The sequence below is a fragment of the Microcoleus sp. Pol10D4 genome, from assembly GCF_036701555.1.
Lineage (GTDB): Bacteria > Cyanobacteriota > Cyanobacteriia > Cyanobacteriales > Microcoleaceae > Microcoleus.
In genome coordinates this window covers 165,756-189,116 of the sequence record NZ_JAUBRA010000005.1, presented here as the reverse complement: position 1 = coordinate 189,116, position 23,361 = coordinate 165,756, and the positions used below count along the sequence as shown (strand labels likewise).

At 46.5% G+C, this 23,361-nt stretch carries 21 protein-coding genes and 1 pseudogene; 7 read left to right on the top strand and 15 right to left on the bottom strand.

The window, feature by feature from the left end; all coding sequences use genetic code 11:
* The first annotated feature begins 168 nt into the window (after positions 1-168).
* Positions 169-582, top strand: coding sequence for an IS200/IS605 family transposase (gene tnpA, locus QUA36_RS05070; RefSeq protein ID WP_333453522.1), 414 nt, complete (start codon positions 169-171; stop codon positions 580-582).
* 189 nt (positions 583-771) lie between these two features.
* On the opposite strand, the gene QUA36_RS05065 is transcribed toward tnpA, so the two are convergent.
* The 3 genes from QUA36_RS05065 to QUA36_RS05055 all read right to left on the bottom strand — a co-directional run bounded on the left by QUA36_RS05065 (position 772) and on the right by QUA36_RS05055 (position 3,133).
* Positions 772-1,104, bottom strand: a complete 333-nt coding sequence (locus QUA36_RS05065; RefSeq protein WP_333160904.1) for a P-II family nitrogen regulator — start codon at positions 1,102-1,104, stop codon at positions 772-774.
* Between the two features lie 98 nt (positions 1,105-1,202).
* The gene (locus QUA36_RS05060; RefSeq protein ID WP_333455938.1) at positions 1,203-2,333 is read right to left on the bottom strand and encodes a sodium-dependent bicarbonate transport family permease; all 1,131 of its coding nucleotides are present in this window, start codon (positions 2,331-2,333) and stop codon (positions 1,203-1,205) included.
* A 446-nt stretch (positions 2,334-2,779) separates the two neighbouring features.
* A complete protein-coding gene (locus QUA36_RS05055) occupies positions 2,780-3,133 on the bottom strand; it encodes a hypothetical protein (protein WP_333160908.1) in 354 nt (117 codons plus the stop codon).
* A gap of 637 nt (positions 3,134-3,770) precedes the next feature.
* Between QUA36_RS05055 and QUA36_RS05050 the strand changes: the two genes are divergently transcribed.
* A complete protein-coding gene (locus tag QUA36_RS05050) occupies positions 3,771-4,001 on the top strand; it encodes a hypothetical protein (RefSeq protein ID WP_333455936.1) in 231 nt (76 codons plus the stop codon).
* Positions 4,002-4,273: 272 nt separating this feature from the next.
* Here QUA36_RS05050 and QUA36_RS05045 read toward each other — a convergent pair.
* A pseudogene (locus tag QUA36_RS05045) lies at positions 4,274-5,229 on the bottom strand (IS630 family transposase).
* 302 nt (positions 5,230-5,531) lie between these two features.
* Here QUA36_RS05045 and QUA36_RS31290 point away from each other — a divergent pair.
* Positions 5,532-5,798: a transposase gene (locus tag QUA36_RS31290; RefSeq protein WP_445301420.1), complete on the top strand. Its 267-nt coding sequence runs from the start codon at positions 5,532-5,534 to the stop codon at positions 5,796-5,798.
* 112 nt (positions 5,799-5,910) lie between these two features.
* Here QUA36_RS31290 and QUA36_RS05040 read toward each other — a convergent pair whose 3' ends face one another.
* Together QUA36_RS05040 and QUA36_RS05035 are read right to left on the bottom strand one after the other, a co-directional pair.
* Positions 5,911-6,699: an SDR family oxidoreductase gene (locus tag QUA36_RS05040; protein ID WP_333455010.1), complete on the bottom strand. Its 789-nt coding sequence runs from the start codon at positions 6,697-6,699 to the stop codon at positions 5,911-5,913.
* A 276-nt stretch (positions 6,700-6,975) separates the two neighbouring features.
* Positions 6,976-7,902 (bottom strand): nuclear transport factor 2 family protein, encoded by a 927-nt coding sequence (locus QUA36_RS05035; protein ID WP_333455935.1) that lies wholly within the window; start codon positions 7,900-7,902, stop codon positions 6,976-6,978.
* A gap of 185 nt (positions 7,903-8,087) precedes the next feature.
* Between QUA36_RS05035 and murG the strand changes: the two genes are divergently transcribed.
* Entirely contained in the window at positions 8,088-9,188 is a 1,101-nt protein-coding gene (gene murG / locus QUA36_RS05030; protein WP_445301418.1) for an undecaprenyldiphospho-muramoylpentapeptide beta-N-acetylglucosaminyltransferase, read from the top strand.
* Between the two features lie 70 nt (positions 9,189-9,258).
* Here murG and ureG read toward each other — a convergent pair whose 3' ends face one another.
* The 5 genes from ureG to QUA36_RS05005 all read right to left on the bottom strand — a co-directional run bounded on the left by ureG (position 9,259) and on the right by QUA36_RS05005 (position 12,779).
* Positions 9,259-9,858, bottom strand: coding sequence for an urease accessory protein UreG (ureG, locus tag QUA36_RS05025; RefSeq protein WP_333455933.1), 600 nt, complete (start codon positions 9,856-9,858; stop codon positions 9,259-9,261).
* A 37-nt stretch (positions 9,859-9,895) separates the two neighbouring features.
* A complete protein-coding gene (locus tag QUA36_RS05020) occupies positions 9,896-10,630 on the bottom strand; it encodes an urease accessory protein UreF (RefSeq protein ID WP_333455931.1) in 735 nt (244 codons plus the stop codon).
* 85 nt (positions 10,631-10,715) lie between these two features.
* Positions 10,716-11,153: an urease accessory protein UreE gene (gene ureE / locus QUA36_RS05015; RefSeq protein WP_333455929.1), complete on the bottom strand. Its 438-nt coding sequence runs from the start codon at positions 11,151-11,153 to the stop codon at positions 10,716-10,718.
* Positions 11,154-11,583: 430 nt separating this feature from the next.
* Positions 11,584-12,075: a DUF4168 domain-containing protein gene (locus QUA36_RS05010; protein WP_333167767.1), complete on the bottom strand. Its 492-nt coding sequence runs from the start codon at positions 12,073-12,075 to the stop codon at positions 11,584-11,586.
* A 506-nt stretch (positions 12,076-12,581) separates the two neighbouring features.
* Complete coding sequence (locus QUA36_RS05005) at positions 12,582-12,779, bottom strand: hypothetical protein (protein ID WP_333455927.1); 198 nt, start codon at positions 12,777-12,779, stop codon at positions 12,582-12,584.
* A 331-nt stretch (positions 12,780-13,110) separates the two neighbouring features.
* Between QUA36_RS05005 and QUA36_RS05000 the strand changes: the two genes are divergently transcribed.
* Both QUA36_RS05000 and QUA36_RS04995 read left to right on the top strand, forming a co-directional pair.
* Positions 13,111-13,536 (top strand): DoxX family protein, encoded by a 426-nt coding sequence (locus QUA36_RS05000; RefSeq protein WP_333167769.1) that lies wholly within the window; start codon positions 13,111-13,113, stop codon positions 13,534-13,536.
* Positions 13,533-14,048 (top strand): DUF4385 domain-containing protein, encoded by a 516-nt coding sequence (locus QUA36_RS04995; RefSeq protein ID WP_333454356.1) that lies wholly within the window; start codon positions 13,533-13,535, stop codon positions 14,046-14,048. Before QUA36_RS05000 ends, QUA36_RS04995 begins: the two co-directional genes overlap by 4 nt.
* 103 nt (positions 14,049-14,151) lie before the next feature.
* Here QUA36_RS04995 and QUA36_RS04990 read toward each other — a convergent pair whose 3' ends face one another.
* The 4 genes from QUA36_RS04990 to QUA36_RS04975 form a co-directional block, all read right to left on the bottom strand.
* A complete protein-coding gene (locus tag QUA36_RS04990) occupies positions 14,152-14,619 on the bottom strand; it encodes a regulatory protein RecX (protein WP_445301417.1) in 468 nt (155 codons plus the stop codon).
* A gap of 113 nt (positions 14,620-14,732) precedes the next feature.
* Positions 14,733-15,143 carry an AbrB family transcriptional regulator gene (locus QUA36_RS04985; RefSeq protein WP_172184952.1) on the bottom strand — a complete coding sequence of 137 codons (411 nt, stop codon included), beginning with the start codon at positions 15,141-15,143 and terminating at the stop codon, positions 14,733-14,735.
* 1,621 nt (positions 15,144-16,764) lie between these two features.
* Positions 16,765-18,462 (bottom strand): CHAT domain-containing protein, encoded by a 1,698-nt coding sequence (locus QUA36_RS04980; RefSeq protein WP_333167774.1) that lies wholly within the window; start codon positions 18,460-18,462, stop codon positions 16,765-16,767.
* Positions 18,463-18,466: 4 nt separating this feature from the next.
* Positions 18,467-18,721 carry a hypothetical protein gene (locus QUA36_RS04975; protein ID WP_333167776.1) on the bottom strand — a complete coding sequence of 85 codons (255 nt, stop codon included), beginning with the start codon at positions 18,719-18,721 and terminating at the stop codon, positions 18,467-18,469.
* Between the two features lie 1,416 nt (positions 18,722-20,137).
* Between QUA36_RS04975 and QUA36_RS04970 the strand changes: the two genes are divergently transcribed.
* The coding region (locus QUA36_RS04970) for a cadherin-like domain-containing protein (protein WP_333455944.1) at positions 20,138-23,361 on the top strand (3,224 nt) is incomplete at its 3' end.

Genomic DNA, 23,361 nt, shown 5'->3' with positions numbered 1-23,361 from the left:
TCCTGGCACATCTCTTGATGAAATTATTCGTGCTTATTGTGCAGTCTAGTGTCTCATACTTATTTGAAATGACTATAACTGGTACTGATAAGTCGCTTTCATTACATCACAGCCAATACGCATCAATTAGTGTTCATTGATCAGAGGATGTTATTTGGTGTCAAGTCTGTGAGTAAATATTTTATCCATAAAGCTAGAGGAGTTTCTGATCTCAAGTGTCATTTAGTGTTAACAACCAAGTATCGGCGGAAAGTTCTGACCGATCCAATGTTGTCCAGGCTTGAGGAGATTTTCAAGAACTTGATGGAAAAATGGGAAGGAAGATTGGTAGAATTCAATGGTGAGCGTGACTACGTACATTTGCTACTTCAATATACACCGCAAACTGAACCAAGTAAGCTTATCAACAATCTTAAGACTGTATCTAGTCGCTATTTGCGGAAAGAGTTTGTAGAGGAAGTTCAAAAAGTTTACTGGAAAGATGTTTTTTGGACAAATGGATATTTTATTGTTTCATGTGGCGGCGTGACGGTTGAGCAATTAAAGAAGTACATTGAGGAACAAGATAGACCCTCCGAATAAGAGTTTGTTCGTCTCGTCATCCACCTGCTCACTGCTCAAAGCTACGCCTTGAGATTATGAACAGGTGGAATCCTCGTCTCACGCGCCTTTCATCCCACACCAATCGAAGCGATATGGTGTGGGGATTCCCGTCTGATTAGCTAAAAACCGGGGTCATGCCCCGGCTTTGTAGGTTTGTGTCGCCTCGATTCAACAGCCGTCTGGTCCACAGAAACTGTGCCCGTACAGTACCTCCGCGTCACAGATATAGATCATGCCCGCAAAATCGAGGAAAAACTTGATTGCGACCTGATCCGCAATATTCTCGGCCATATCCCGATCCGGGGTGAGCACCTCGAATTTTATATTCGCCGTGATGTCAGAAACGCTAGGTTGTCCCGACGAGCGCACGTTGCGACTGCCTTTACCGCCGGTTTCCAGAACCGTATAACCGGTTGCCCCGGCTTCTTCGATGATATGAACGATCTTTTTCAGCAGAATCTTTTCCGTGACGATGACAAGCTTTTTGGCTGGCTTGGGCATGTTGGTAACCTCCTTACCTACGTATGTTGATCTTAATATATTGAGTCGCTTGGTCTGCCGGGTCAAGGGAGCGCCGACAGACCGCGACCCGTCTGGGATTAGCTGCCGCCTATCGCCTGGGCAAGCCCGAGGAAGAGCGGTATTCCCACGCCGATCGCAATGGGTGTACCGATAGCTGTGGAGGCACCGATGTAGGCGGAGGGATTGGCCGACGGGATACCGGCTCGCAACGTGGGCGGACCGGAGATGTCTGAACTGGAGGAGGCGATGACGGCCAGAACCACTACGCCACCAAGGCTGAATCCTGTGGCGTAGTGGGCAATCATGCCGAGACCGAAGGCGATGAACCCATGCACCAGCGGTGCCACTATGCTATACACGACGTACCACTGGGCCACTTTGCGCAGTTCGCCAATCCTTGACCAAGCCTCCAAACCCATGACCAGCATCAAGATCGAAAGCAAGCCACGAAAGGCGGGATCGTAGAAGCTTTTATAGACACTTTCCGGCTGGGCGATTATGCCAATAGCAAGGCCGAACAACATTGCCGATAGGGCAGGACCCCGGAGGCTTTCCTCCACGATCGGCCATATTTTGACCCGATTATCCGCAGGCTTCTGCTGCTTGCTGAGATACTCTTGCCGGCCGCGGGGATAATCCTGCTGATCGGGATAATCGCCTGCTGCAACGGCCTGCTTGCTGAAAGACTCCTGCACGGTAGAGTGGGCTGCTGCACTACCCTTCTTCTTGTTGAGATAAATGTTGGCTATCACAATAGCAGTTACGAGCGCTGGGATATCCATGAAGGGATAGAGTGCGCCAGCCCATGGCTCGTATGGCATGTTTTGTCCCTCCAGTACCGTCAGGGCGGCGGCCATAGTAGAGCCACTCACGGCACCAAACAACCCCCCGGTCGCAATCGCATCCACGGTGTTGACCTTCGGCAGCTTGGCCAACGTATAGCGCGCGATGAATACAATGAGAATTCCTAATGCTACAGCAAACAGTACGGGTAACACCATCTCCGTCAGGTTGGAATTGCGGATCGCCTGACCACCGGTCAGACCGATTTTGGTGAGCAGCATGAAGACGATGATCTGAGTAATCGCCTCTGGAATTACTAATTCGCTACCGAGAGCGCCAAGGATCATACCACCAATCAGAAAGCTGAGTGTTGGGGACTGCAACTGCTTAACGAAGTCGATTAAAAACAAGGACAAAAAATCCACGAATACCTCCTTGCGCCTCCTTTAACGAAGAGCGATTATTGTGATCAGTGAGCTTTAAGAAGTAAGGGTGCAACGCTTCAGCCCTGCCGACAGGTCTTCGCGTAACACCTGTCGGCAGGGGATTCAGAGATGGCCCCTCTCCGAATAAGGTGTCGCTGTCCCGGAGTAACTTCTATAGATCAATATCTATTAAGACCCAAAATTCTATGTAGTTAAGTCTATCCTTAAATTCGCACAAACTTGCGATCGCTTTACATGGATAGGCCAAATAATTTCAAATTCAAATCATAAGTTTTCCCTTTATTTTCAGAAAACCCGTATATCTCTGGTCAGTGTAAATTGCGATCGCAGAATTTTCTCTATACACAGATATTGCACCGAGGACGGTATGGGATCAGCCAAACCGGAAGAGTTGCGTGGACACCACTCTTCTAGCAATGACTGAGCTAATCAATCCACATTTCGGGGGGAGTTGTTGACGGTTCATAAGTCCTGGACGGACTGTAACTGGCGAGGTTAAACCACCCCACCGCCAGTAGGAGACCGAACGCACAGCCCAACAAAAAAGTCCAGGCGTGAGATGAATCGAGCACGCAGAGCAGGCTGCGATCTGCGCTATTATATACCTGCACTAGCCAGCCTTCGCTGGTGTTGACAAATTTGGTCGGTAGTTTAGTTTGGTCAAACTTGTTAATAGTGTCCGCTCCATGCTGATCGAATGTGTGTGGCGGTGGCGGGAACTTGCCCGCCGCTACGGAAATACCTGTCAGAAATTCTCCTGTGAATGGAGAGTGTCTCAACGAGAGAGACTGGGGCGCTCAAACCTGACATTGATGTCGAACAGAAGACAAACATCTATGCTTTTGCCTTGAACGATATTCTTAAGTTTATACTTAGATTGGCTGGTTGAATGGTGGTCATAGCGCCAAAAGGATAAGTGTTTTTTATAAAATCCTTCAGCTAATCTGAGTCAATCTTTCTCAACCGAGGGTAGTGAATTCGCCGATCTTTGGCATAAACTTAACTCTTTTGGCGTAAGTCCCGCACTGTAATTGTACTCAATTGGGAGTCGGGATATAAGCCAAGCAAGGCTTGTGAAAAAGATCGACAACTTCCTGCTTCTCTAGCAAAAAACGTGTAATAGACATCTCCAAAAACAATTAAAGCCTTTGTCTAACGCTGGCTGTAAGCTGTTGTGCCTTTAAACAGGGTAAGTAGTCAAACAAAATTAATTACACAAAAAACTAATATGATATATAGCATTTATCAGAAAGATGAGGTATGATATAACTGACTTGAACGGAGTGAAAAATATAGAACCCCAAAATGTTATGCAGCTCTAATTAAATGGAGCGCGAGCGAACAGTCGCTCGACCCACAGTAGTCACTCGAATGACAAATATCAAGGATTTTAGTAAGTATCACACATTAGTAAAAATGAAAACTTATTCGATTGATTTTAGACAAAAAATTATGGATGTGTACCATAATGAACCGCTGTCACAAAGAGCAATAGCTAACCGTTTTTGTGTAGCCCTAAGTTTCGTCCAAAAATTGGTTAAGCAGTATCGTGAGACCCAAAACATTGCTCCTCGAACTGAGCGATGCGGAGTCAAATTGAAACTCAATGCAGAACAACTACTGATTTTAGCCGAATTGATTGAATAAAATAATGATGCAACTCTCGAACAACTCCGTTATTTACTGTACCAGGAAATGGGTTTTACCATCAGCGTGGCAACGATGGGAAGAATGGCAAAACTCTTAAACATGACTTTAAAAAAAACTCTCTTTCCGAGCGCGAAAGGCACGCTCCCGAGTTCAGGGTCTGCGATATGAGTTCTGGCAAAAAGTCCGAGAAGTTTGTTTGAAAGACTTAATATTCATTGATGAATCAGGAGTTAACTTGGCAATGGTTAGGTTATATGCTATAGCCTTTCTCAAAAAGATGAGGTACAATAACAGCAGTGTGTAAACCAGTTAAAAATATTTGATGATGTAACTTGCCCCAACGCAAACTCTATGGCTTTCCCTAATTCTTGATAATTAGCAGTCTTGATAGAACGGAGAATAATTTTAAGTTTTGACAACAGATTTTCAATTGGTGAAAAATCTGGTGAATAAGGTGATAAGTATATTAATTTTGCCCCTTTCTTTTCGATAGCTTTTTTCACTTCTTCTCCCAGGTGAATTGGACAATTATCCATCACTACACAAGCACCTTTCCAGAGTTTTGGCACAAGTTTTCTGATAATAAAAGCTTCAAATGTAATTGCATCAGTTCCGCCTATTAGATTAACCGATGTCAAAATTTCATTAACTTACATTGCTCCAATTATTGTGACATTTTTGCCACGTTTAGTTAGTTTTGGACCCTTGGCTATTTCACCCTTTAAAGACCTAGCATATAACCTAACCATCGCCAAATTAACTCCCGATTCGTCAATGAATATTAAGTCTTTCAAACTAATGTTTTTAATTGTTTCCCAGAACTCACATCGCAGGATTTGAACTCGGTCGGTGCCTTTGCCTGAAGGGAATAGAGTTTTTTTTTAACAGTAATATTTAAGAGCTTTATCATTCTTCCTATGGTAGCTCTACTAACGGAAAATCCGATTTTTCCATAAAGTAAATAACGGAGTTCTTCAAGAGTTGCATCATTATTTTCTTCAATCAATTGGGCCAAGATGAGTAGTTGCTCTGCATTGAGTTTGCCTTTGACTCCACATCTGTCATTTCTCGGAGTAATGTTTTTTGTTTCACGATATTGTTTAAGCAATTTTTGTACAAAGCTGAGGGCTACAGAAAAACGCTTAGCTATTGCTTTTTGTGAAATGGGTTCAGCATGATAAGTATCAAGGATTTTTTGCCTAAAATCAATCGAATAAGCTTTCATTTTTAACAATGTATGAAGTTGGGTACAAGTAAAGGTGTTGTGAGTCAAGCAAATCGTGCTGTCACAAAAATGCTATTATGTGTGTTATCGCTTTCGCGTGGCGCGTAACCATGTAATTATAGTTCATTTGATCTTATCTTCTCTGTTTGACCCTCACGAGTGAGTGTCAGTAACATTATACCTCATCTTTCTGAGAAAGGCTATAGGTATGCAAAAAGGTTCAAGGGATCGGGGACAAAAACCAAATAAACGGGGGGAAATGTCTCAATAATTGGAGAGATATCAGTCAATGAAGTCCTAACATCAGTCAACTTAATAGTACAACTCATACAATTACATTTGAGGCTTTTATCATCCGAAAGCTCGTACCAAAACTCTGGAAAGGTGCTTGTGTAGTGATGGACAATTGTACTATTCACACAAGCGAAGAAATAGAAAAAGCCATCAAAAGTCAAGGGGCAAAAATAATATACTTATCACCATATTCGCCCGACTTCTCACCAATTGAACATTTATGGTCAAAACTCAAAAACATTCTTCGTTCTATCAAGACGACTAATTACCGATAATTAGCAAAAGCGATAAAGTTTGCCTTCAATCAAGTTACATTATCCGGTATGAGGAATTGGTTTACTCACTGCTGTTATTGTAACTCATCTTTATGAGAAACGCTATAAAGACTCAAAACTCTTTTCGATGAACCAGAGTTGCACTAGCTTGGTCTGTGGGAACTAGCAAGATTTCGCTAATATTGACGTGGGGCGATCGCGTCGCGCAAAAATACACCACATCGGCTACATCGTCCGCAGTCAGAGGTGTTAATCCTTGATAGACATTTTTTGCTTTTTCTGCATCGCCATGAAACCGGACATTACTAAATTCTGTTTCCACCAAACCCGGCTCTATTTCCGTCACCCGCACTGGTGTTCCCAAAAGGTCTTGTTTCAACCCTTCGGAAATAGCTCTCACTGCTGCTTTGGAAGCACAATAAACATTACCTTTCGGATAAGTTTGGCGGCCTGCTATTGAGCCGATATTCACTACGTGGCCGCGGCCGCGGCTTACCATTCCCGGCACGATCGCGCGAGTCATGTAAAGCAACCCTTTAACATTGGTATCAATCATTTCTTCCCAATCTTGAAAGTTACCTTCGTGCAGTTTGTCTAAACCACGGCTCAATCCCGCATTGTTAATCAGAATATCGACGTTTTTCCAGGCATCGGGAAGCGCAGCTATCGCCGATTCGACTTGAGGGCGATCGCGCACGTCCAATTCTAGCAAATAAATCTCGTTCGCCGATGCGATGGATTTTGTTTCTACAAGTTCGTTTGCCAGTAGATCGAGCTTTTCAAGACGGCGGGCTGCTAAAATTAGTTTGGCTCCACCTTTGGCGAATATCTTGGCACAGGCTGCTCCGATACCGCTACTCGCACCTGTAATGAAAACAATTTGGTTTTGAAGAGAAATCATTTTTTGTCAGTTGACTGTTGACGGTTGACTGTTGACTGTTGTCATTGGTTATTTGTTAGTTTAGTTATTTGTTAGTTGTTATTTGCTATAGCCCTTATCGCTATAGTGAGGTATGTTTAATTCCTTGAATGAGATTTTTTTTATCTTCAAATATGTACCTCGTGTGACTAATAACCGCTATACCACTTACCACTTACCACTTACTAATCACCAATCACCCATTACCCATGCCCCATGCCCCATGCCCCATGCCCCATGCCCATAACACCTATTTTATTACTTGACAACCCGCAATCGCACACTAACTGTTGCAATTCCACCTTGTCGCATCAAAACTGCTGAAACCCACCGATTTTCGGGCGTAGCCGGAGCTTTACCTACTTTAAAAATTCCCCCGGCATTTAGCAACTCTAGCTCGACTTCTGAGGGATTAAAAAAGGTTTTTTCGGTAATGGGTTCCTCCAAAACAGTCCCTATTAAAATATCATCGCCGATCGGCTCTCGAACAATGGCATCAAAATGGTAGTCTTCGCCCACCTTAACTTGCTCCGGAAAATTCACTTGAATTGTGGGAGGATTTTGGCCAGAAATAAGCTGAGTTTGTTCTGCTAAAATCTCTTGACTAACTATTTTTTCACCTTCAAAGCGCTGCTGGGAACGGATGGTAGCTTTGAGAGTTAATTCTCTGCCATCCTTTTTTTGAGTGCCGGCAATTGTAGTTACGGTTTCTGCGACTATCGCGCTACCTTCGGTTTTCCAAGATTTGATCTCGGTGCGGTAATTTAAACTCGGATATCGCTCCCAGAGTTGAGTGAGGGCTTTTTCCATGCTTTGGCTGTTTAAGCCGTCAGAATGAGTGAAACTCGGGCTGTAAAATGCCATCACTGCTTTGACATCGCGCCGGTTGGCCGCTGCGTCAATTTCTGTTAGCACTTTTGTGAGTGGGGCAGGCGCATTTGCAGGGGTTTGGGCGATCGTTTGGGGAGTCGCCGCGATCGCACTGATCGCTCTTGCCGCACTAGGATGCAGCACGCCAGCACTTACCACTGTTAAACATAACAACATTTGAGCGATCGACTGCCCGCCGTTAAAGCCAAAAACGATCGCGCGTTGGCGCAGCCCTCGAAGAGGATCGGCTTTTTCGTCCCGACGGCTGGAAAAATACTGAGATGCACTTGGCACTAAATTCAAAAAATTACGCATTAGATGATAATTTGGTTATTTGTCAGGAGTGGTAGCGCGGGCAACTGTTCGCCTGCAACGAAAACTGACAACGGAAGCAGGGACACGGCACAATCTAATTTTAGATGGCTGATTCAAAATTGGCTGAAACTGCCGGAATAATAAGCATAATAATCTAAAACCTCAAATATAAAATTGATCGACCTGTGGAACTTGTACTTGTAAAAAAAGAAACAAATACCTTGACAAAAGCCCCCCTCCGGTTGTTGGTTGCAGCTAGCGGCACTGGTGGACATTTATTTCCCGCGATCGCCACCGCTGGCCAGTTGAACGACTGTCAGATCGAATGGCTAGGAGTCCCAGACCGCATGGAAACCGAGTTAGTTTCATCCCTTTACCCCCTCCACACGATCGCAGTTGAAGGCTTTCAGCAGCGATTTGGACTCGGTACATTGCGAATTTTGGGCGGACTCGCCGGCTCGATCCTTCAGGTGCGGAAGTTGCTCAAAGCGGGCAATTTTCAGGGAGTGTTTACTACCGGCGGTTACATCGCGGCACCGGCAATTCTGGCGGCCCGTTCTTTGGGTTTGCCGGTGATTCTCCACGAATCTAATGCCATTCCGGGGAAGGTGACGCGCTGGTTTAGTCCTTTATGCACTGCTGTGGCGATCGGATTTGAAGCCGCAGCCCAGCATTTACCTCGCGCGAAAACCGTGGTTGCTGGTACGCCGGTGCGATCGCAATTCCTCGCCCCCCAACCTCTAAATTTGCCAATTCCTGACAGCGTACCAGTTATTTTAGTCATGGGCGGCTCTCAAGGTGCTGTCGCAGTCAATAAGTTAGTGCGCGAGTGTGCTCCGGCTTGGTTTGATGCGGGTGCTTGGGTGGTTCACCTCACCGGAAATAATGACCCCGATGCTGAGAGTTTGAAACACGAGCAATATTTGTCAATGCCATTTTACGACAATGTGGCTAGTTTGTTGCAGCGAGCCAATTTAGCAATTAGTCGATCGGGCGCGAGTGCTCTGACAGAATTAGCAGTGACGGGCGTACCTTCTATTTTAATTCCTTTTCCTCACGCGGCTGACGACCACCAAAGATTTAATGCGGAAGTATTTGCTAAAGCCTGCGCCGCCGTGGTATTCCGTCAAAGCGAACTGACAGCAGATGTGTTGCAAAGCAAAGTGTTGTATTTGTTAAGAGATTCCGAATATTTGGAAAAAATGTCTAAAGCTGCTGCTCAATTAGCGGTGACAGACAGTACAGAACGTTTGGCTAATTTGGTGAGGGAATTGGTGGTGCAGTGATAGTTTTTAGGAGTTTTAACCGCAGATGAAGGCTGATCAACGCAGATTAACGCAGATGAAGGCTGATGTTTTAGACGACGATATGGGAGTGGATGAATTTAACTACTGATTCTAATCCTTCTTTGGTCTTCAGGTTAGTAAAAACAAAAGGTTTGTCGCCGCGCATTTTTTTCGCGTCCCGCTCCATCACGCCTAAATCTGCTCCTACATAAGGGGCGAGGTCTATTTTATTAATTACCAACATATCAGATTTAGTAATGCCTGGCCCGCCTTTGCGGGGAATTTTATCGCCTGCAGCGACATCGATTACGTAAATTGTTAAATCTACTAACTCCGGGCTAAAAGTTGCCGCCAAGTTATCGCCGCCACTTTCGACAAATACTAAATCTAAATCAGTGAATTTTTGTTCTAACTCTTCTATCGCTACTAAGTTAATAGAAGCATCTTCGCGGATGGCTGTGTGGGGACAGCCTCCCGTTTCTACGCCCAAAATTCGATCGCTCTCTAAAGCTTGACTCCGAACCAAAAACTGTGCATCTTCCTGAGTATAGATATCATTAGTAACTACAGCAATATGGTATTGCTGCCGCAGCGCTTTGCACAAAGCATCCAGTAAAGCAGTTTTCCCCGAACCAACCGGCCCAGCAATTCCTACACGAAAAGCACCCATAGCGATTTTAGATTTTAGATTTTAGATTTTCAGATTTTCAACTGCGAAACAACCGAGTGTACTGAGTTTCGTGCGCCATGCTAGCCAGTCCTAATCCCCAACTGCAACTGCCAAGCTCATCATCTTCTAATTTTAAAACTTCTTGCGCCGTGCAGCTAATTTGCGATTGCAAATCTAACAGCAACTGCTGACCGGCTGTTTGACCGAGGGGAATCAGTTTCACGCCCGCACTCGCCAAATTGGCAGCCCAACTGTACAAATATCCTAACACGGCCGCTTCTTCTTCAATCTGCCAGGTTGCCGCGGCAATGCCAAAGCCGATCGCAAAATTACACTGATTGCCGCCAAATTCCACCAAATCTTTTACACTTGTTGTTAACCCAGAAGCAACGGGCGATTGCCTGCAGGATAGCTTCGCTTCACGCAAATCCAGCAGCAACCTGACCAAGGTTCGCCCCATTTGCCAACTTTGCAAGCGCAACTCTTCTGTTTCCTTAGTAGCAGTCGCCCAAGCATTCCAGTAATTCAAAGCCGTCAAATCCCCAATCTGTGCCGCCCTCAAAGCCCGTACCACCACAGCAGCTTCTACTCGAACAGCCCCGAATTGCAGCGAATTTTCTAACCAATTCCTCAAAGTAATCTCGCTGTCGATCACACCGGTTTCTACCAGACTTTCGATTCCCTCAGAATAACTATAAGCTCCCACAGGTGCAAAAGCTAACTGCAACAAAGATAAAAGTTGATTGTTGAGGGTTGACTGTTCACTGTTCACTGTTGACTGTTGACTGTTGACTGTTGACTGTTATTTGTTGGTTACAATGCCCAATGCCCAATGCCCAATGCCCAATGCCCCATTCCTAATGGCTGTGCCCATAAGCGCCCATTTCTGGCTGAAAGGGCACAATTTCCTCTGTTACTTCCAAACCCATTTTTTCAAGCATTCCCTGCAAAACAGAGTCGGGAGAAAGCCTTAAATAATTATCGGCAACTTCTAAAGCTACGTGACGGTTTCCTAAATGATAAGCCGCCCGCATCAGTAGCAGCGGACTTGAGGCCCGCGCTGTCAGCACCGATTCGGGTTTTGCACTTACCAGTACCAAACAGCTACCGTCTTCCGACTGCAATAAATCTCGATCGCGCAGTACCGTACCTCTGGGCAAACTCAGGTGCAGCTTTTCCCCCGTTTCTGTCTCGAATCGGTGGCGGCTGCGAGTGCGATCGTCCGCTGTCATCGGTAAACTAAAGCTGACAACAGCATCGGGATTTGCAGGTAAATGTTTGGTGAAAGTTAGCATTTTTTTATTTTATTCCTCAGAGCAATTCACTTGACATTTAGTTTTTGAGGAATATCTTTTTTATAGCCGAAGGAATAAGGAAGACAGAAGTTCCAATCTTCAGCTCATGTTTCAGGAATTAAAAACGTTTTAATGGTCTTGGCGATCGCTATCTCTCATTCCGATTTACAGCCCGTTGAGAAATATTCATCTCTCTGACTGCTCCCGATCTGGTCTCTATACCAAATTTATGTTATTTTGTCAAGCACTTGATCACAGACGATCGCTTTTTTTTCAAAAAATTTTGCCTACCGTCTAGGAACTCGAACAATTTAAATCTCCAATATATTCTTGGGGGGAGGTAGCGCTTAGGCATCCTGCCTGCCCTTAACAAGCTTTTATGGAGAAGTCTAATAGAACGGGAGAGGAAGAAAGACTCAAACCCTCAAGCTTATTGATTACCCGCTTGTTGCAGTCGCAGGAGCTCGGCTTGAATTCGCTGTTTGACTGCCGGGTCCGCTTGCTGGAGCAAAGTAAGCTGGTTGAAGCGACTAACTGTCAAACCATTGGTTTCGATAACTTTTTTAGCTTGTTGGCAATAATTCACCGCGATGCCGCGAACACCACCAGACAACCTATTGATTTCCTGAGTTTCGTTGCACACTACTCTGGGAACCGAGCCCCCAGCCATTCCTTTAATTTCATTATAAGCTTCCACCCGTCTGGGTTCTATTGCCAACACAGCACGAGCGTAGCTAGTAATTTCTTCGCTGCTAATTTCTTGAGCTTGGGCGGCAGATCCGAAAACAAGGTTTGGGGATTGTCCATACAAACCGGGCGCCCATCCGCTAGCTAAAGTTGCTGCAGAAATGATGCCAAGCAACAGCGATTGTCGCAGCATCCGGTTTATGCCAAATTTAGAGGTGTTTAGTGAGGTGTTCATGGTCGTCGGTGATTGATTGCGTGTAGATAAAAATGACACAGCGCTTGGAGGCTCAATCTTTTTGAATAATGTGGTGGGTAAAAAGTTCCTGCCGTTGGTGACTATTTTGAATTCCAGCAGGATGCTTTGGGAGTGGCTACGACGATCGACTTTTTAGCAAATTCGATAATTTCATTCTAACATCTGTGGGAAGTTGACAAAATTCAAACTTTCGATAGTAATTTTAATTACCGATCGTTCCCCAATTGCCTCTCCGAATAATTCTAAAAGCGCAAATATTAAATAATTCTAAAAGTTATTGACAAATTACTCGCCTTAATTAGTCTCATCAAGGTACGCGCTAGCCAAGCTATCTTCCCACAGGGGTTCCCGTAGGGTAGGGTAGGGTAGCGTCTGGAAGGCTAGGCCAATCGATTTTAGATTTTAGATTTTAGATTTTAGATTTTAGAATTGAAGCATTGACCCCACAGATAAATTGGGGGGTTCCTTTATCGGATACAGGTTTTTTATTTCTGGGTCCTGAGTCTGCGAAGGAATGAATCCGGGGGCTTGTATCCTGGATGCTTTCGGTCAAAGTTAGCAGCAATCGCACTCATCAATTGCGGCGATGATTTATTTAATGTTAAGCGGTGGTGCATTTGTCGATCGAGAAAATTCCCCGCTGGTTTGGCTGCTGGCGGAGCCAGAGCCACAACAAAAATCATGTTTTACTACCCGAAGATAGAGACAGCAGCAGGGAACTAGACATTAAAATCTTGTTATAAAAATGCGCGCTATCTGTTTTCGCCAGTCAACGCGCAGGTCTTCGATTCCAGTTCTCGCTTCCTCCAGTTTGGGGCTGTGAAAACTTGTCTGGGAGTTACCCAGAAACCTGGTTTTTCTACGAAATAAAATTGTTAGAGCCACCAGCAAGAGCAGACAAACCCGGAAATATGGAATTTTTGACCCACAGTTTTCTTGTCATCTCGACCGCAGATAGCGAACTTTGGCAAGCCTTCTCGCAGCAATTTAACAATTATTAATTACCCATTGCCCATGAAAAGTCAAAAAGAACTTTGGCGAGTTATCCTCGCAGTAGCTATCAGTATTGTAGGCGTGCTGCACTTTGCAGTACCCGCACCTTTTATCAGAATTGTGCCACCCCAGCTTCCTTACCCGGAAGCCTTGGTTTATATCAGCGGTTTTTTCGAGATTTTGGGGGGAATTGGGCTGTTAGTTCCTCCTGTCAGCAGGGCGGCGGCGTGGGGATTAATTGCCTTGTTTATTGCCGTGTTTCCAGCTAATATTAATCAAGCCGTCAACAACATTCCGATAGAAGGGATTCCCCACAACCAATTACTGTATTGGTTGAGGCTGCCTTTTCAAGCTGTCTTCATTGCTTGGGCCTGGGTTTATACCCAACCAGACGAAGGTAAACCCCGGGCTTCTATAGTTCCAGATAGAACAGAAAACGCCCGATGAAGCAGTTCGACTACCATGCGGATTTTAAGAACATCGACTTTCGACAGCACCCGGAACTTTATCGGGTAGGGAAAGGAGAACAGGGAGTGCTGTTGGTTGAACCCTACAAAGGAGAAATTCTGCCTTTCTGGAGATTTAAGACTCCTGAAATTGCCAGGGAGTCCAGCAGCAAAATTTACTCCTTGTTTTTAGAGTATCTTGATCGCGAAGATTTTGTTGGGGCCGACATGGCTCGCAAGTTCTTGCAGATGGGGTATACTCGATCGCGTCGCTACGCCAACCACAAAAGCGGCAGAAAATACCAGCAAAACCCTCAAAAGCTGAAGTCTGTTGCTGAGCAAAGCGCCGCTCGAAAAGATATTTTGCCACTACAAGCAGATCCGGTGAAAGCAGAATCCGCCGCCATTTTTCAAGAGAAATGGATGCTGGCCAAAATCAATGAGAAATATCTCCAGCTTTTAGCCAGACACCGGCAGATGTACGAATCTTATTTAGTCAAGTCTGAGGATTGACATACAGTTACAAAAACTCAGAAATCACAATTTAGCCCCCAGGCAGTAGTAAAGTTGTGCTTGACTATTTGGGGGCCGCATTGATCGAGGGTTGTCCTATAACTTACTCATCATCTTCTTCCGCCTGCCACTGCCGCCAAATTTCAAAGGCATTAAAGCCCCTGTATTGCAGGTAATTCAAGACTTTGCCCTTGGTTTTCGGATCTGCTTTACGCCAAGTATCGATCTTGTATTTCCGCATGACTTTGGCTTTTAATTCGGCCAGTTTTTCTGCTTCGGAGTCCTGATTTTCGGCAATTTCTTCTTCCCAGACTTGCTCGAACAAATCGTTGGTAATTCCTTTTTGCAGGCACTTGCGCTTGATGGCAGACTTACCGTATTTGCCTGCAGCAGAGGCGATCAAGTTTGCCACCAAGCGAGTGTCGGACTGATAGCCGCGGTCTTGAATTTGCGCGATCGCCTCCAATATTTCCTCATTGCCAAAACCTTTCTCTTGCCCCTTTTTGCGAAGTTCAGAGGCACTGTAGTCTTTGCGGGACAAGAGAAAATAGAAATAGTCAAGACAGCTCATCAGTTAAATCGAAGGGTGGCGCGCAAATACTCGTGTAGCGAAGCCAAATCCAGTCGCCTTGCTATCGGCTGACTGCATCACGCGCGGCGAAGCTATCCCGCAGGGAATCGCCTCTATTCTTCTGTATCCTCCTCTTCATCATCCACATCCACATCCGGTCTGTCCACATCGATCTGAATCAAGCGAATGTGCTTGTATCCGAGCTTAATTTCAAACTCGTCTCCCGGCTTTAATCCCATTTCTTGGGTATAATTTGCCCCGATCACGATCGAACCATTCTTGTGAACGCTAGCTCGATAACTCGCTTCTCGTCCGCGTCCGTCTGCTTTAGACTTCTCTAGCTCAATGCCCTTAGCAGCTAACACTGCATCGTAAAACTCAGCCAGATTAATCCGGGTTTCTCCACTTTTGCTGACAGTGAAGTAGCCGCAAAGCTTTGCAAGTTCTCTGCGCGGCAAATCACTGCCTTTGATTTTTTGAAGCAGACCTTTTCCTGTTAAGGGTGCTGTAGCTGTTTCTGCCATTGACCGTACCTCGCTTATTGGACTTTACTTATATCAATTACAACACATTAGATTAACTTTGTTTCACTGTCAATACTAAGAATTCTGAATATTAAGATTCTGGATAAATTTCTGCAGCCTCAAGACTGGGGGTGCAAGTAAGGATGCTCGAAGGGCGATCAATTTGCTGATCGCGGCCCAAATCCTTGCGTAACCCTCCGAGCGATCGCGCGGGAAATTATTGTGGCAAATTAAATGCTTTACTTTTTTACACTAAAGTCTGTTCCCTGCATTCACCAATCCTCGATTGTGTCTGTGGTCAAGGTAAAAACAAGACAGCCATGAATCGAAATACCTAGAGCGCGGCCGCTGCAAATCTGCCGAAAGCATTTACCGGTCGGGGTTAACTTTTACCTCAACAAGGGGAGGCAGCACTTGTTCAAGGGTGCCCCTGCCAGCTACTTGCAAAACCAGTTTACAAAAATAATCCAACTGTAGGCAAGCTCCAAACCCTTATAGAATAAGTCATTCCCAATTCTTCAATCTAAAATCTAAAATCTAAAATCTAAAATGGTATAAAACCTATTTTTCGGGCGGGAAATCCCCTCACAACCCCAAATACCAACGAGCAATCTTCTATTAAGGTGTTGGGCATATAACTTGCACAGAACGCAGTCTGGGGAAGGCAATCCGCTAAAAATTGAAAGAAATTTCACCTGTTCGGTGAACGGGTTTAAGCTAGAACCAGACTCAATGGGCGCGGCGGCAGAAACATCGGGCAGCCACTAAGAGGGGAATAGTTTTGATCTGGTGAGATTGCTTCGCGACTCTTAACACTTCGCCAGGAATCAGTAGATTTCTACGGGGAACTCGGGAAAATCTTCCTCCTCCGGCCCCAAGCCAGAGAATTTGAGGTTATTTCCACAGGGGAATTGAAAAAGATCGAGTTAAATGCACAACGGCTTAAATGTTTGATGCACAACAAATTAGCAGCGGTTCCCGACATGGAGTTTCGATGGAAATGTATTGGTTTCGACTCGTGGCTTGTAAACTGCCATACTCTCAAAATTTATGCACCAACTGAAAGGGCGCGTCAAACTCACAGCCGCTTCCATAATTAATTATTGTGAAATATAGCAAGGGCGCTGACGGTGAGGACGTTCTTAATGGTGACAACTCTGGCTTTTATTGTCTTGTGCCGAATGACTAATGCTCCTGCTGCCGAATCAGCCCGCCCAAAAACGCATACAAGCAACCGACTGCTGTCGTGGAGAGATCAAAATTTTAGACTCTTGTTCAAGCTTCCAGATTCATCTGTGGGGTAAATCTAAAATCTCCAATTGTTCGACTCAGGGCTCAAGCCGAAGTCTAAAATCTACAATCGACTGACGAATTTCATATCAAACAGTCCCGGACTTACTCTCTCGACGAGAAACCCGGTTTCTTCCTAGATGCTTGGTTGCGCTGCTGCTTATTTTCGGTAAAAACCGACTTGATGAAGGTAAGTCCGAGATTCGATCGAGCAGTATACTTTTGATCACTGTGCCAGCGGCAGCCTATAACGAATGACCAGCAAAAACCCCACCCAGTTTGGAGCCAGGCCAAGAGGGTCTACATTCAGCATTGCAGTCGGCGATCGCTTTTAGTGACGTTGTTGCAGGTAATTTTGCGACAGGGGAGTCCGTACTGCCGGCAGTAACTCTTCAGGTTTCGTGCCTCGCTGGTTCGAGTACCGCCACCCAAAAAAGCCAGCACTCAAAGCAACGGGCAACAAGCAAAGCATCAGGGCGACAGATTTTTTCAACCCCGGTTTTTTTAACGGTTTCTGAGTCGCTGCAGCGGCGCGAGTTGCTTGGATCACCGAACACTCAGAATTAGGAATAGAGGACGGCGAAGCCGTCGGTGAGTTCGGTGAATTAGCAGCATCGGGTCGATCGTTCTGGTGAACCCAATCCCGACGATCTTTTAATTGGTTGGGATATTCCCAGACTTCGCCGTCAGAATTGTCTGACTCATGCGATCGATTGGCTGAGATTGGGGGGTATTGGGCGATCGCCGAAACCGAAGACGGAGCCTTCCATTCTGTACCCGCGAGCGCCGGTTGCGTTCCCGACGCGATTATGTGCACCATAGAACCGGATGTCGCACTGTGGGCTGGGCCGCCGGTCAAATAGCCGTCAAAGTCCGGGTGCTGGTAGAGAATGGGCAAAGCCCAGTATAGCTGGTGAGAACCGTAGGCAGAAATTAGCCCAGCTCTGGCCCGGCTCAGGCTGAGATCGACTGGATAGCCTTGATTGAGGTTGCGGTAAAACAACCGCGTCAGAGTTAGGGCTACATCGTCGGGGATGCTTTCTGCCATTGCTAGCACTGCCGGAATGCCCCGCTTGACTAGAGCTTCGGTTAAGTTCCGTTCCGGGCTGTCGTCCGCGAGGTTTGAGGGGTCGCCGTAGGCGCCGCGGCAGGAGTTGAACACGGCCATCTGAATACCGTTGTTAACGAGCAATCCAGCTAAGTCGTCGCCACTGAGGGTTTCGGTTAAGCCAGTACGGCTGCTGACTAGGTAGAGTTCGCCACCTCTGGAACCTAAGTTGCTGTGGCCTGCGTAGTGCAGGACTTGGTAGTGTCCTTGTTCTAGGGCTTGGGTAAGTTGTTCTCGATCGGGCTGTTCGAGAATAGTCAGTTGAATTTCCGGGGAGTGGGGGCTGTTTTTGAGAGGATTACCCGTGCGGTTTTCGAGTTCTTGTTGCAGGTGGAGCACTTCTCGCTTGAGCTGCAAGCTGTCTCGATCGCTCGGAGAGGCGATCGCCATTAAAATTTTTAGTGGCCCGCCACTAGGCAGTATCCGGGTTTGCTTGAACAAACTTGTACCTGGTTGGTAGCGAGAAAACACGACATCGGTGCCGGTTGCCAAAGGGCGATCGCCTGCGTGCAGAACTTCCCACGGCAGACGCGGCAAGCGTCGGCCTTTGAGTCCGAGTCGCAGTTGCAGCACTTCTCGGCGGTGCTGGGCGATGCCTTGAGCGCAAGTCCAGCTATCGCGCAAGTTTCCTTGAAACAGCCCGCTGTATAATTGTTGCCCCAGGGCTACTAAATTCGGCGCACAGTTGTGTCCTGAACGGGAGATCCCGCGACCCGCAAAACTGCTTCCCTGTACTGCTTTTCCCTGGAGCAAGCCCACCAGCGGGTCGTTCATCAGTTGAGCAGACAGTGCAAGCCATTCGTCGATCGGCCAGCGGACTTGTTGTTCGGCTAAGGGTACACCGGGTGCAACCCTTTCTGTCCGCACTAGATATTCGTCGTCCCCAACAGGGGTGACTGAGAGTTGAAATTCCTGGCTCACGGATTTAGCGCCCTCCCGCCTTAATTCTGAACTTGCCTGCGTCTTTGTGGCTAGCAATAGCACTCGGCAACATATTTTTTACTCTTTTAATCAAAGTTTCTGAATTCGCTTCCCCCGATCGGGCGATCGCTAGGGTCATATATATTTGTTCAAACACTTTGAGGATATAAAAGTTGTACTTTAATAACAGTTTATTAGTTTTGATTGCCCTGTGGCTCGATGAAAGCCGAATTTTCTCCAATCTTGCTATCTTTGACATTTTGCACCTCTACCGCAGACCCCTTTAGATTCGTCGTGAACTTGAGTTTCTCCTTGCTGAGTAAAGTTAAATTGGAGGCACTTTACCAGGCGGATCTCTAGTTCTTATTAAAATTACTTCGGCTCTCGCCAACCGCTTTCAGGGTAATATCGCAGGCAAAGTTGAGTATTTCTTTTTTTTTTGCGATCAGTCGATCGGTCTTTACCGCTTATCCTGTACCACCAACCCCCCATGTGTAATCTTGATTTTGTGTCAATTAATTAATTGGTCAGCCCTGGGTTCTCATCCGTAAGCCCTCCGCCCTCATCCTTAAGACCTCAGTGGCGATCGATAATCGATAGTTGACGATCGATAATTGCTAATAAGTTATTGCTAATTTCCAGCTTTTATGATATAGAAAACTTTTAATTTAACTCTCTTAATCTAGTTAAAGTTAAGCAGCAAAAATAAACGTAAGCAGCTAAGAACTCTCAACAATACAACGGCAATCAAATTATTCCGGTACTCTCCAGCAACCATCATTTTTGGCATCTAGAGGATTACGCCTCATCAGGCCGGTTTCTCGGAGAATTCTTGGATTTGGTAGCGAAGCCTCTACAAAGCAACTGGGTTTCGCAGCCTCGCCGTGGGTCATTCTCGCTCAAAATGCCGATCGAGCTTGCAACTGTCACCAAAAACGAATTCTGCCCTAATACTACTTTTTGGCACTTTTTGCAATCTGTCTTGAGATTGATATATTTTGGCAGAATTCTTAGTATTGATCCGAAAAAAATTTTTTCTCAGTTCGCGAGGTTTCCTAGAATCGAGAAAAAATTGTGCAACTAAAAATTAGAACAAATATTTGCCCGGGCGAAGTATCTAAATTTCTAATTAATCATCGGGAACTAAAATTAGAAGCGTGCAGTCGTTTAGTCAAGAGATTCAAATCCTAAGTCAGGGAAGGATTTGTCAAAGCTGGGAGTGTTACAAAACTTCAATACACCCAGCCCAGCTCGGAAAAAATGCAAGGGAAAAATTTGGGGGATACAGGTTTTGGGTAGTTATTTAGGAGTTGTCAGTTGCGAGTTTAAATTCAGCTAAATCACTGTAGAAATTACGTAGAGAATCTACAATAAGGGGCCCTTCGGCGCAGCTTACTGTAGAAATTACCGAGAACATCTCAAATGCTCGGCGCTTCGGCGCAGTAATTACAGTGTAGGTTGCGGATCAATTAATTTTGGTAGCAATTGCAGAATATAAAACTCGCAACAGAGCGAAAAAAACCTTGCTGTTTAAGTGGCATCTATAATAGTAAAGATGAGGAAACCAGCTCCTCTAGCAGGCGAAAGCATGAAGTTAAAAAAAATTCTTCTGCAGCCTCCTGTTTGCTGATAAATTGATTCTAAGAAGCTTACCATTTTTTTGGAAATATCAACGATGGAACTACTTGAAGAACAGGGAACACTTTTTGCCTTTCAAGATGAAACAGGAATTCCTGAGATGACAGAGACAGATCCCAAGTTGTTTACTACACCGATCCCCTCCGATGACGGGGTGGATTTAGGCAACAACAGCCCTCCAAATTCCGCTCCGGACTTACGCGACTTAATTCAGGTAGCGCTCACCGAAAACACCGCGGACATTAACGCCTTATTTCCGGATCAGTCTAACGGTGGACCCGAAACAGGTGCTACTGATGACAGCCAAATGGCGGAATCTACCAGCGTACTAGAAGAAGGTGTGGGCGACATAGATGACTTAGACGATGGCAGCGGCATCGAGCCCGGAACCGTCATCGGTACTGATGACGATGACCTCATTGTCGCCACCGGCGAGCAGGATAAGACATTCGGCAAAAGAGGCAAGGACGAAATCAAAGGAAACCGTCGCAAAAAAAATAAAATCTTCGGCGGTAAAGATGACGATGATTGCGAGGGCGGCGATGACGACGATGAAATAAGAGGCGATCGCGATAAAGACAACGTTAAGGGCGGCAAAGGCAACGACACCCTTAACGGCGGTAAAGATAACGATACCGTGATGGGCGGCGAAGGCAACGACGACTGCGAAGGCGATGACGGCGATGACTGGGCCAACGGCAACCAAGGAAAGGATAAGGTTAAAGGCGGCGCCGGCAACGATAGCATCTACGGCGGCAAAGACGACGACGATTGCAAGGGCGACGAAGGCAACGATAACGTCCGGGGCGATCAGGGCAACGATACCGTTAGCGGCGGCGAAGGCAACGATACCGTTAACGGCGGCAAAAATAACGATACCGTTACCGGCGATGGCGGCAGCGACGTTTGCAGTGGCGACGACGGCGACGACAGCGTTAGCGGCGGCATCGGTAACGATACCGTGAGTGGCGGTGGCGACAGCGACGTTTGCAGTGGCGACGACGGCGACGACAGCGTTAGCGGTGGCACCGGTAACGATACCGTGAGCGGCGGTGGCGACAGCGACGTTTGCAGTGGCGACGACGGCGACGACAGCGTGATGGGCGGTGCCGGCGACGACAGTGTGATGGGCGGCGACGGCAACGACAACTGCGAAGGCGACGACGGCGACGACAGCGTGATGGGCGGTGCCGGCGACGACAGTGTGATGGGCGGTGCGGGCAACGATACCCTCGTTACTGGCGACGGCAATGACACGGCAGACGGCGGCGACGGCGACGACAGCGTTAGCGGCGGCGGCGACGGCGAGGATACGCTGATGGGTGGCAACGGCAACGATACGCTGATGGGCGGTACTGGCAACCATACCTGTATAGGCGGTGCTGGAGCTGACGTTTATGTCGTGAGTAACAGTAACTCTCAGGCAAGTGCAGTCATCACTGACTTCGAGGACGGCAGCGACCAGTTTTTGCTGTTTGGCGACTTGAACTTTAGCAGCTTGACCTTTATACAAATCGGTGTCAATACCGAAATTCGGGTCAATAACTTCGCCTTGGCGCTATTGTTGAATGTCAACGCAACGCTGATCACTGCGGCCGACTTTTTGGGAGTTAATCCTCAAACTCCAACTCCAACTCAACCTCAAACTCCAACTCCAAATCAACCTCAAACTCCGCCGATTTCTAACCCTCCGCAAGTGGTAGCTAATAACAGCCTGACTGCTGGTTCCAGCGGCGGCGAGCAAATTATTACTCCTGACTTGTTGAGTGTTGTCGATCCCGAGCAAGGTCCTGGCGGCACAGTCTACACGGTAACCGAGCTGCCCGATGCTACAACCGGCCAACTATTCTTTAAGGGAGTCGCCGTAACAGAACCCGGTTTTACCTTCTCTCAAGCAGACATTAACTCAGGCTTTGTAAGTTTCAAAGCGAAACTAGGTTATAAGGGTCCGGCTGGTTTTGGTTTTAAAGTTAGCAACGGCAAAAGAGATCTCATCAACCAGCGTTTTAGCTTCACTGTCGAGCAAAATCTCTTTAATTTTGCTGGCACTACAGGACCTCAAGTTATTGTCGGTTCTGCGACGCTGGATAACGACATCGAAGGCAGCGATGCTGGCGATGACATTACAGGGGGCAAAGGCAAGGACACAATTAAAGGTGGCAAAGGCAAGGACACAATTAAAGGCGGGGAGGGCGATGACGATATCGACAGTGGCGATGATGATGACTATATCGAAGTCGTCGGTAAAGGCAAACACAAAATAAAAGCAGGCAAAGGCAAGGACAAAGCCAAAGGCGGCGAAGGCAATGACGAGATAGACGGCGAAGATGACGATGACGATCTCGACGGTGGCATCGGCGATGACACAGTAATAGGCGGTGCTGGGAATGACCTATTAACAGGAAATGAGGGCAATGACACGATCGAAGGCGGCCTAGGAACCAATACTCTAATTGGTGGTGGTGGAAAGGATATCTTTCGTTACTTCATTTCCCGCCAAGAGGTTAAAACAGTTGTAGAAGCTGACTTTATTACTGACTTTAATGTCGATGACGATGTTTTAGAGTTCTCTAACGCAGCTTTTAGTCTCAACGCTTCTATCTTGACCAAAGTGGACATTACTGCTACTTCTACTGTTGGCTCGATCGGCGGCGCTAATTTTCTCGACTTCACCGCGGATATCACTGTTCGCAGCATCACGACTTTGCAAGCGCGGTTTACAGAGTTGGGCGGCAACGGAGACGTGCCTATTTTCTGTCAGTTTATAGATGCCGATACCGGCCGTTTGGTGCTGGTATATGGTGTTGGGGCGCGCTTTGAACTTGTGGCCAGTTTCTCGCTGGAGGTTCGCCTGACAGTCCAGAACTTTGTCTTCACGGGCCCGCCACTAAATATTCCTGTCGGTACTGCCGGCCCTGACAATTTCAATTTCGGCACTTTTCCCGTCCCAGTTAATTTCAATGCTTTAGCAGGCGATGACAACATTGTCGGCAGCAATTTTAACGATACCATCAACGGCGGCGACGGCAACGATACCATCACCGGCGGCCTCGGTTTGGATGTCCTAAGCGGTGGCAGTGGTGCGGATCTGTTTGTTTACAGGACAACTAAAGAAGGCGGCGACAAAATTTCCGACTTTACTGTTGGGGTAGACAAATTCGAGTTTAGCGCGAGCGCTTTCGGCAATTTGACTACGACTAACTTTGACGGTGTTAGCGGTTCAACTCCTGACATTACTGGCAAAGAGTTCGTGATTTTCAC

Excerpts from the sequence above, each read along its gene's own strand:
- QUA36_RS05010 (WP_333167767.1), bottom strand. The coding sequence starts at position 12,075 with ATGAACACCTCACTAAACACCTCTAAATTTGGCATAAACCGGATGCTG.
- QUA36_RS04975 (WP_333167776.1), bottom strand. The coding sequence starts at position 18,721 with ATGTCAAAGATAGCAAGATTGGAGAAAATTCGGCTTTCATCGAGCCAC.
- QUA36_RS05000 (WP_333167769.1), top strand. The coding sequence starts at position 13,111 with ATGAAAAGTCAAAAAGAACTTTGGCGAGTTATCCTCGCAGTAGCTATC.
- QUA36_RS05005 (WP_333455927.1), bottom strand. The coding sequence starts at position 12,779 with ATGATTTTTGTTGTGGCTCTGGCTCCGCCAGCAGCCAAACCAGCGGGG.
- QUA36_RS04985 (WP_172184952.1), bottom strand. The coding sequence starts at position 15,143 with ATGGCAGAAACAGCTACAGCACCCTTAACAGGAAAAGGTCTGCTTCAA.
- ureG (WP_333455933.1), bottom strand. The coding sequence starts at position 9,858 with ATGGGTGCTTTTCGTGTAGGAATTGCTGGGCCGGTTGGTTCGGGGAAA.
- QUA36_RS05035 (WP_333455935.1), bottom strand. The coding sequence starts at position 7,902 with ATGCGTAATTTTTTGAATTTAGTGCCAAGTGCATCTCAGTATTTTTCC.
- ureE (WP_333455929.1), bottom strand. The coding sequence starts at position 11,153 with ATGCTAACTTTCACCAAACATTTACCTGCAAATCCCGATGCTGTTGTC.
- QUA36_RS05050 (WP_333455936.1), top strand. The coding sequence starts at position 3,771 with ATGAAAACTTATTCGATTGATTTTAGACAAAAAATTATGGATGTGTAC.
- QUA36_RS05040 (WP_333455010.1), bottom strand. The coding sequence starts at position 6,699 with ATGATTTCTCTTCAAAACCAAATTGTTTTCATTACAGGTGCGAGTAGC.
- QUA36_RS04990 (WP_445301417.1), bottom strand. The coding sequence starts at position 14,619 with ATGAGCTGTCTTGACTATTTCTATTTTCTCTTGTCCCGCAAAGACTAC.
- QUA36_RS05065 (WP_333160904.1), bottom strand. The coding sequence starts at position 1,104 with ATGCCCAAGCCAGCCAAAAAGCTTGTCATCGTCACGGAAAAGATTCTG.
- QUA36_RS04995 (WP_333454356.1), top strand. The coding sequence starts at position 13,533 with ATGAAGCAGTTCGACTACCATGCGGATTTTAAGAACATCGACTTTCGA.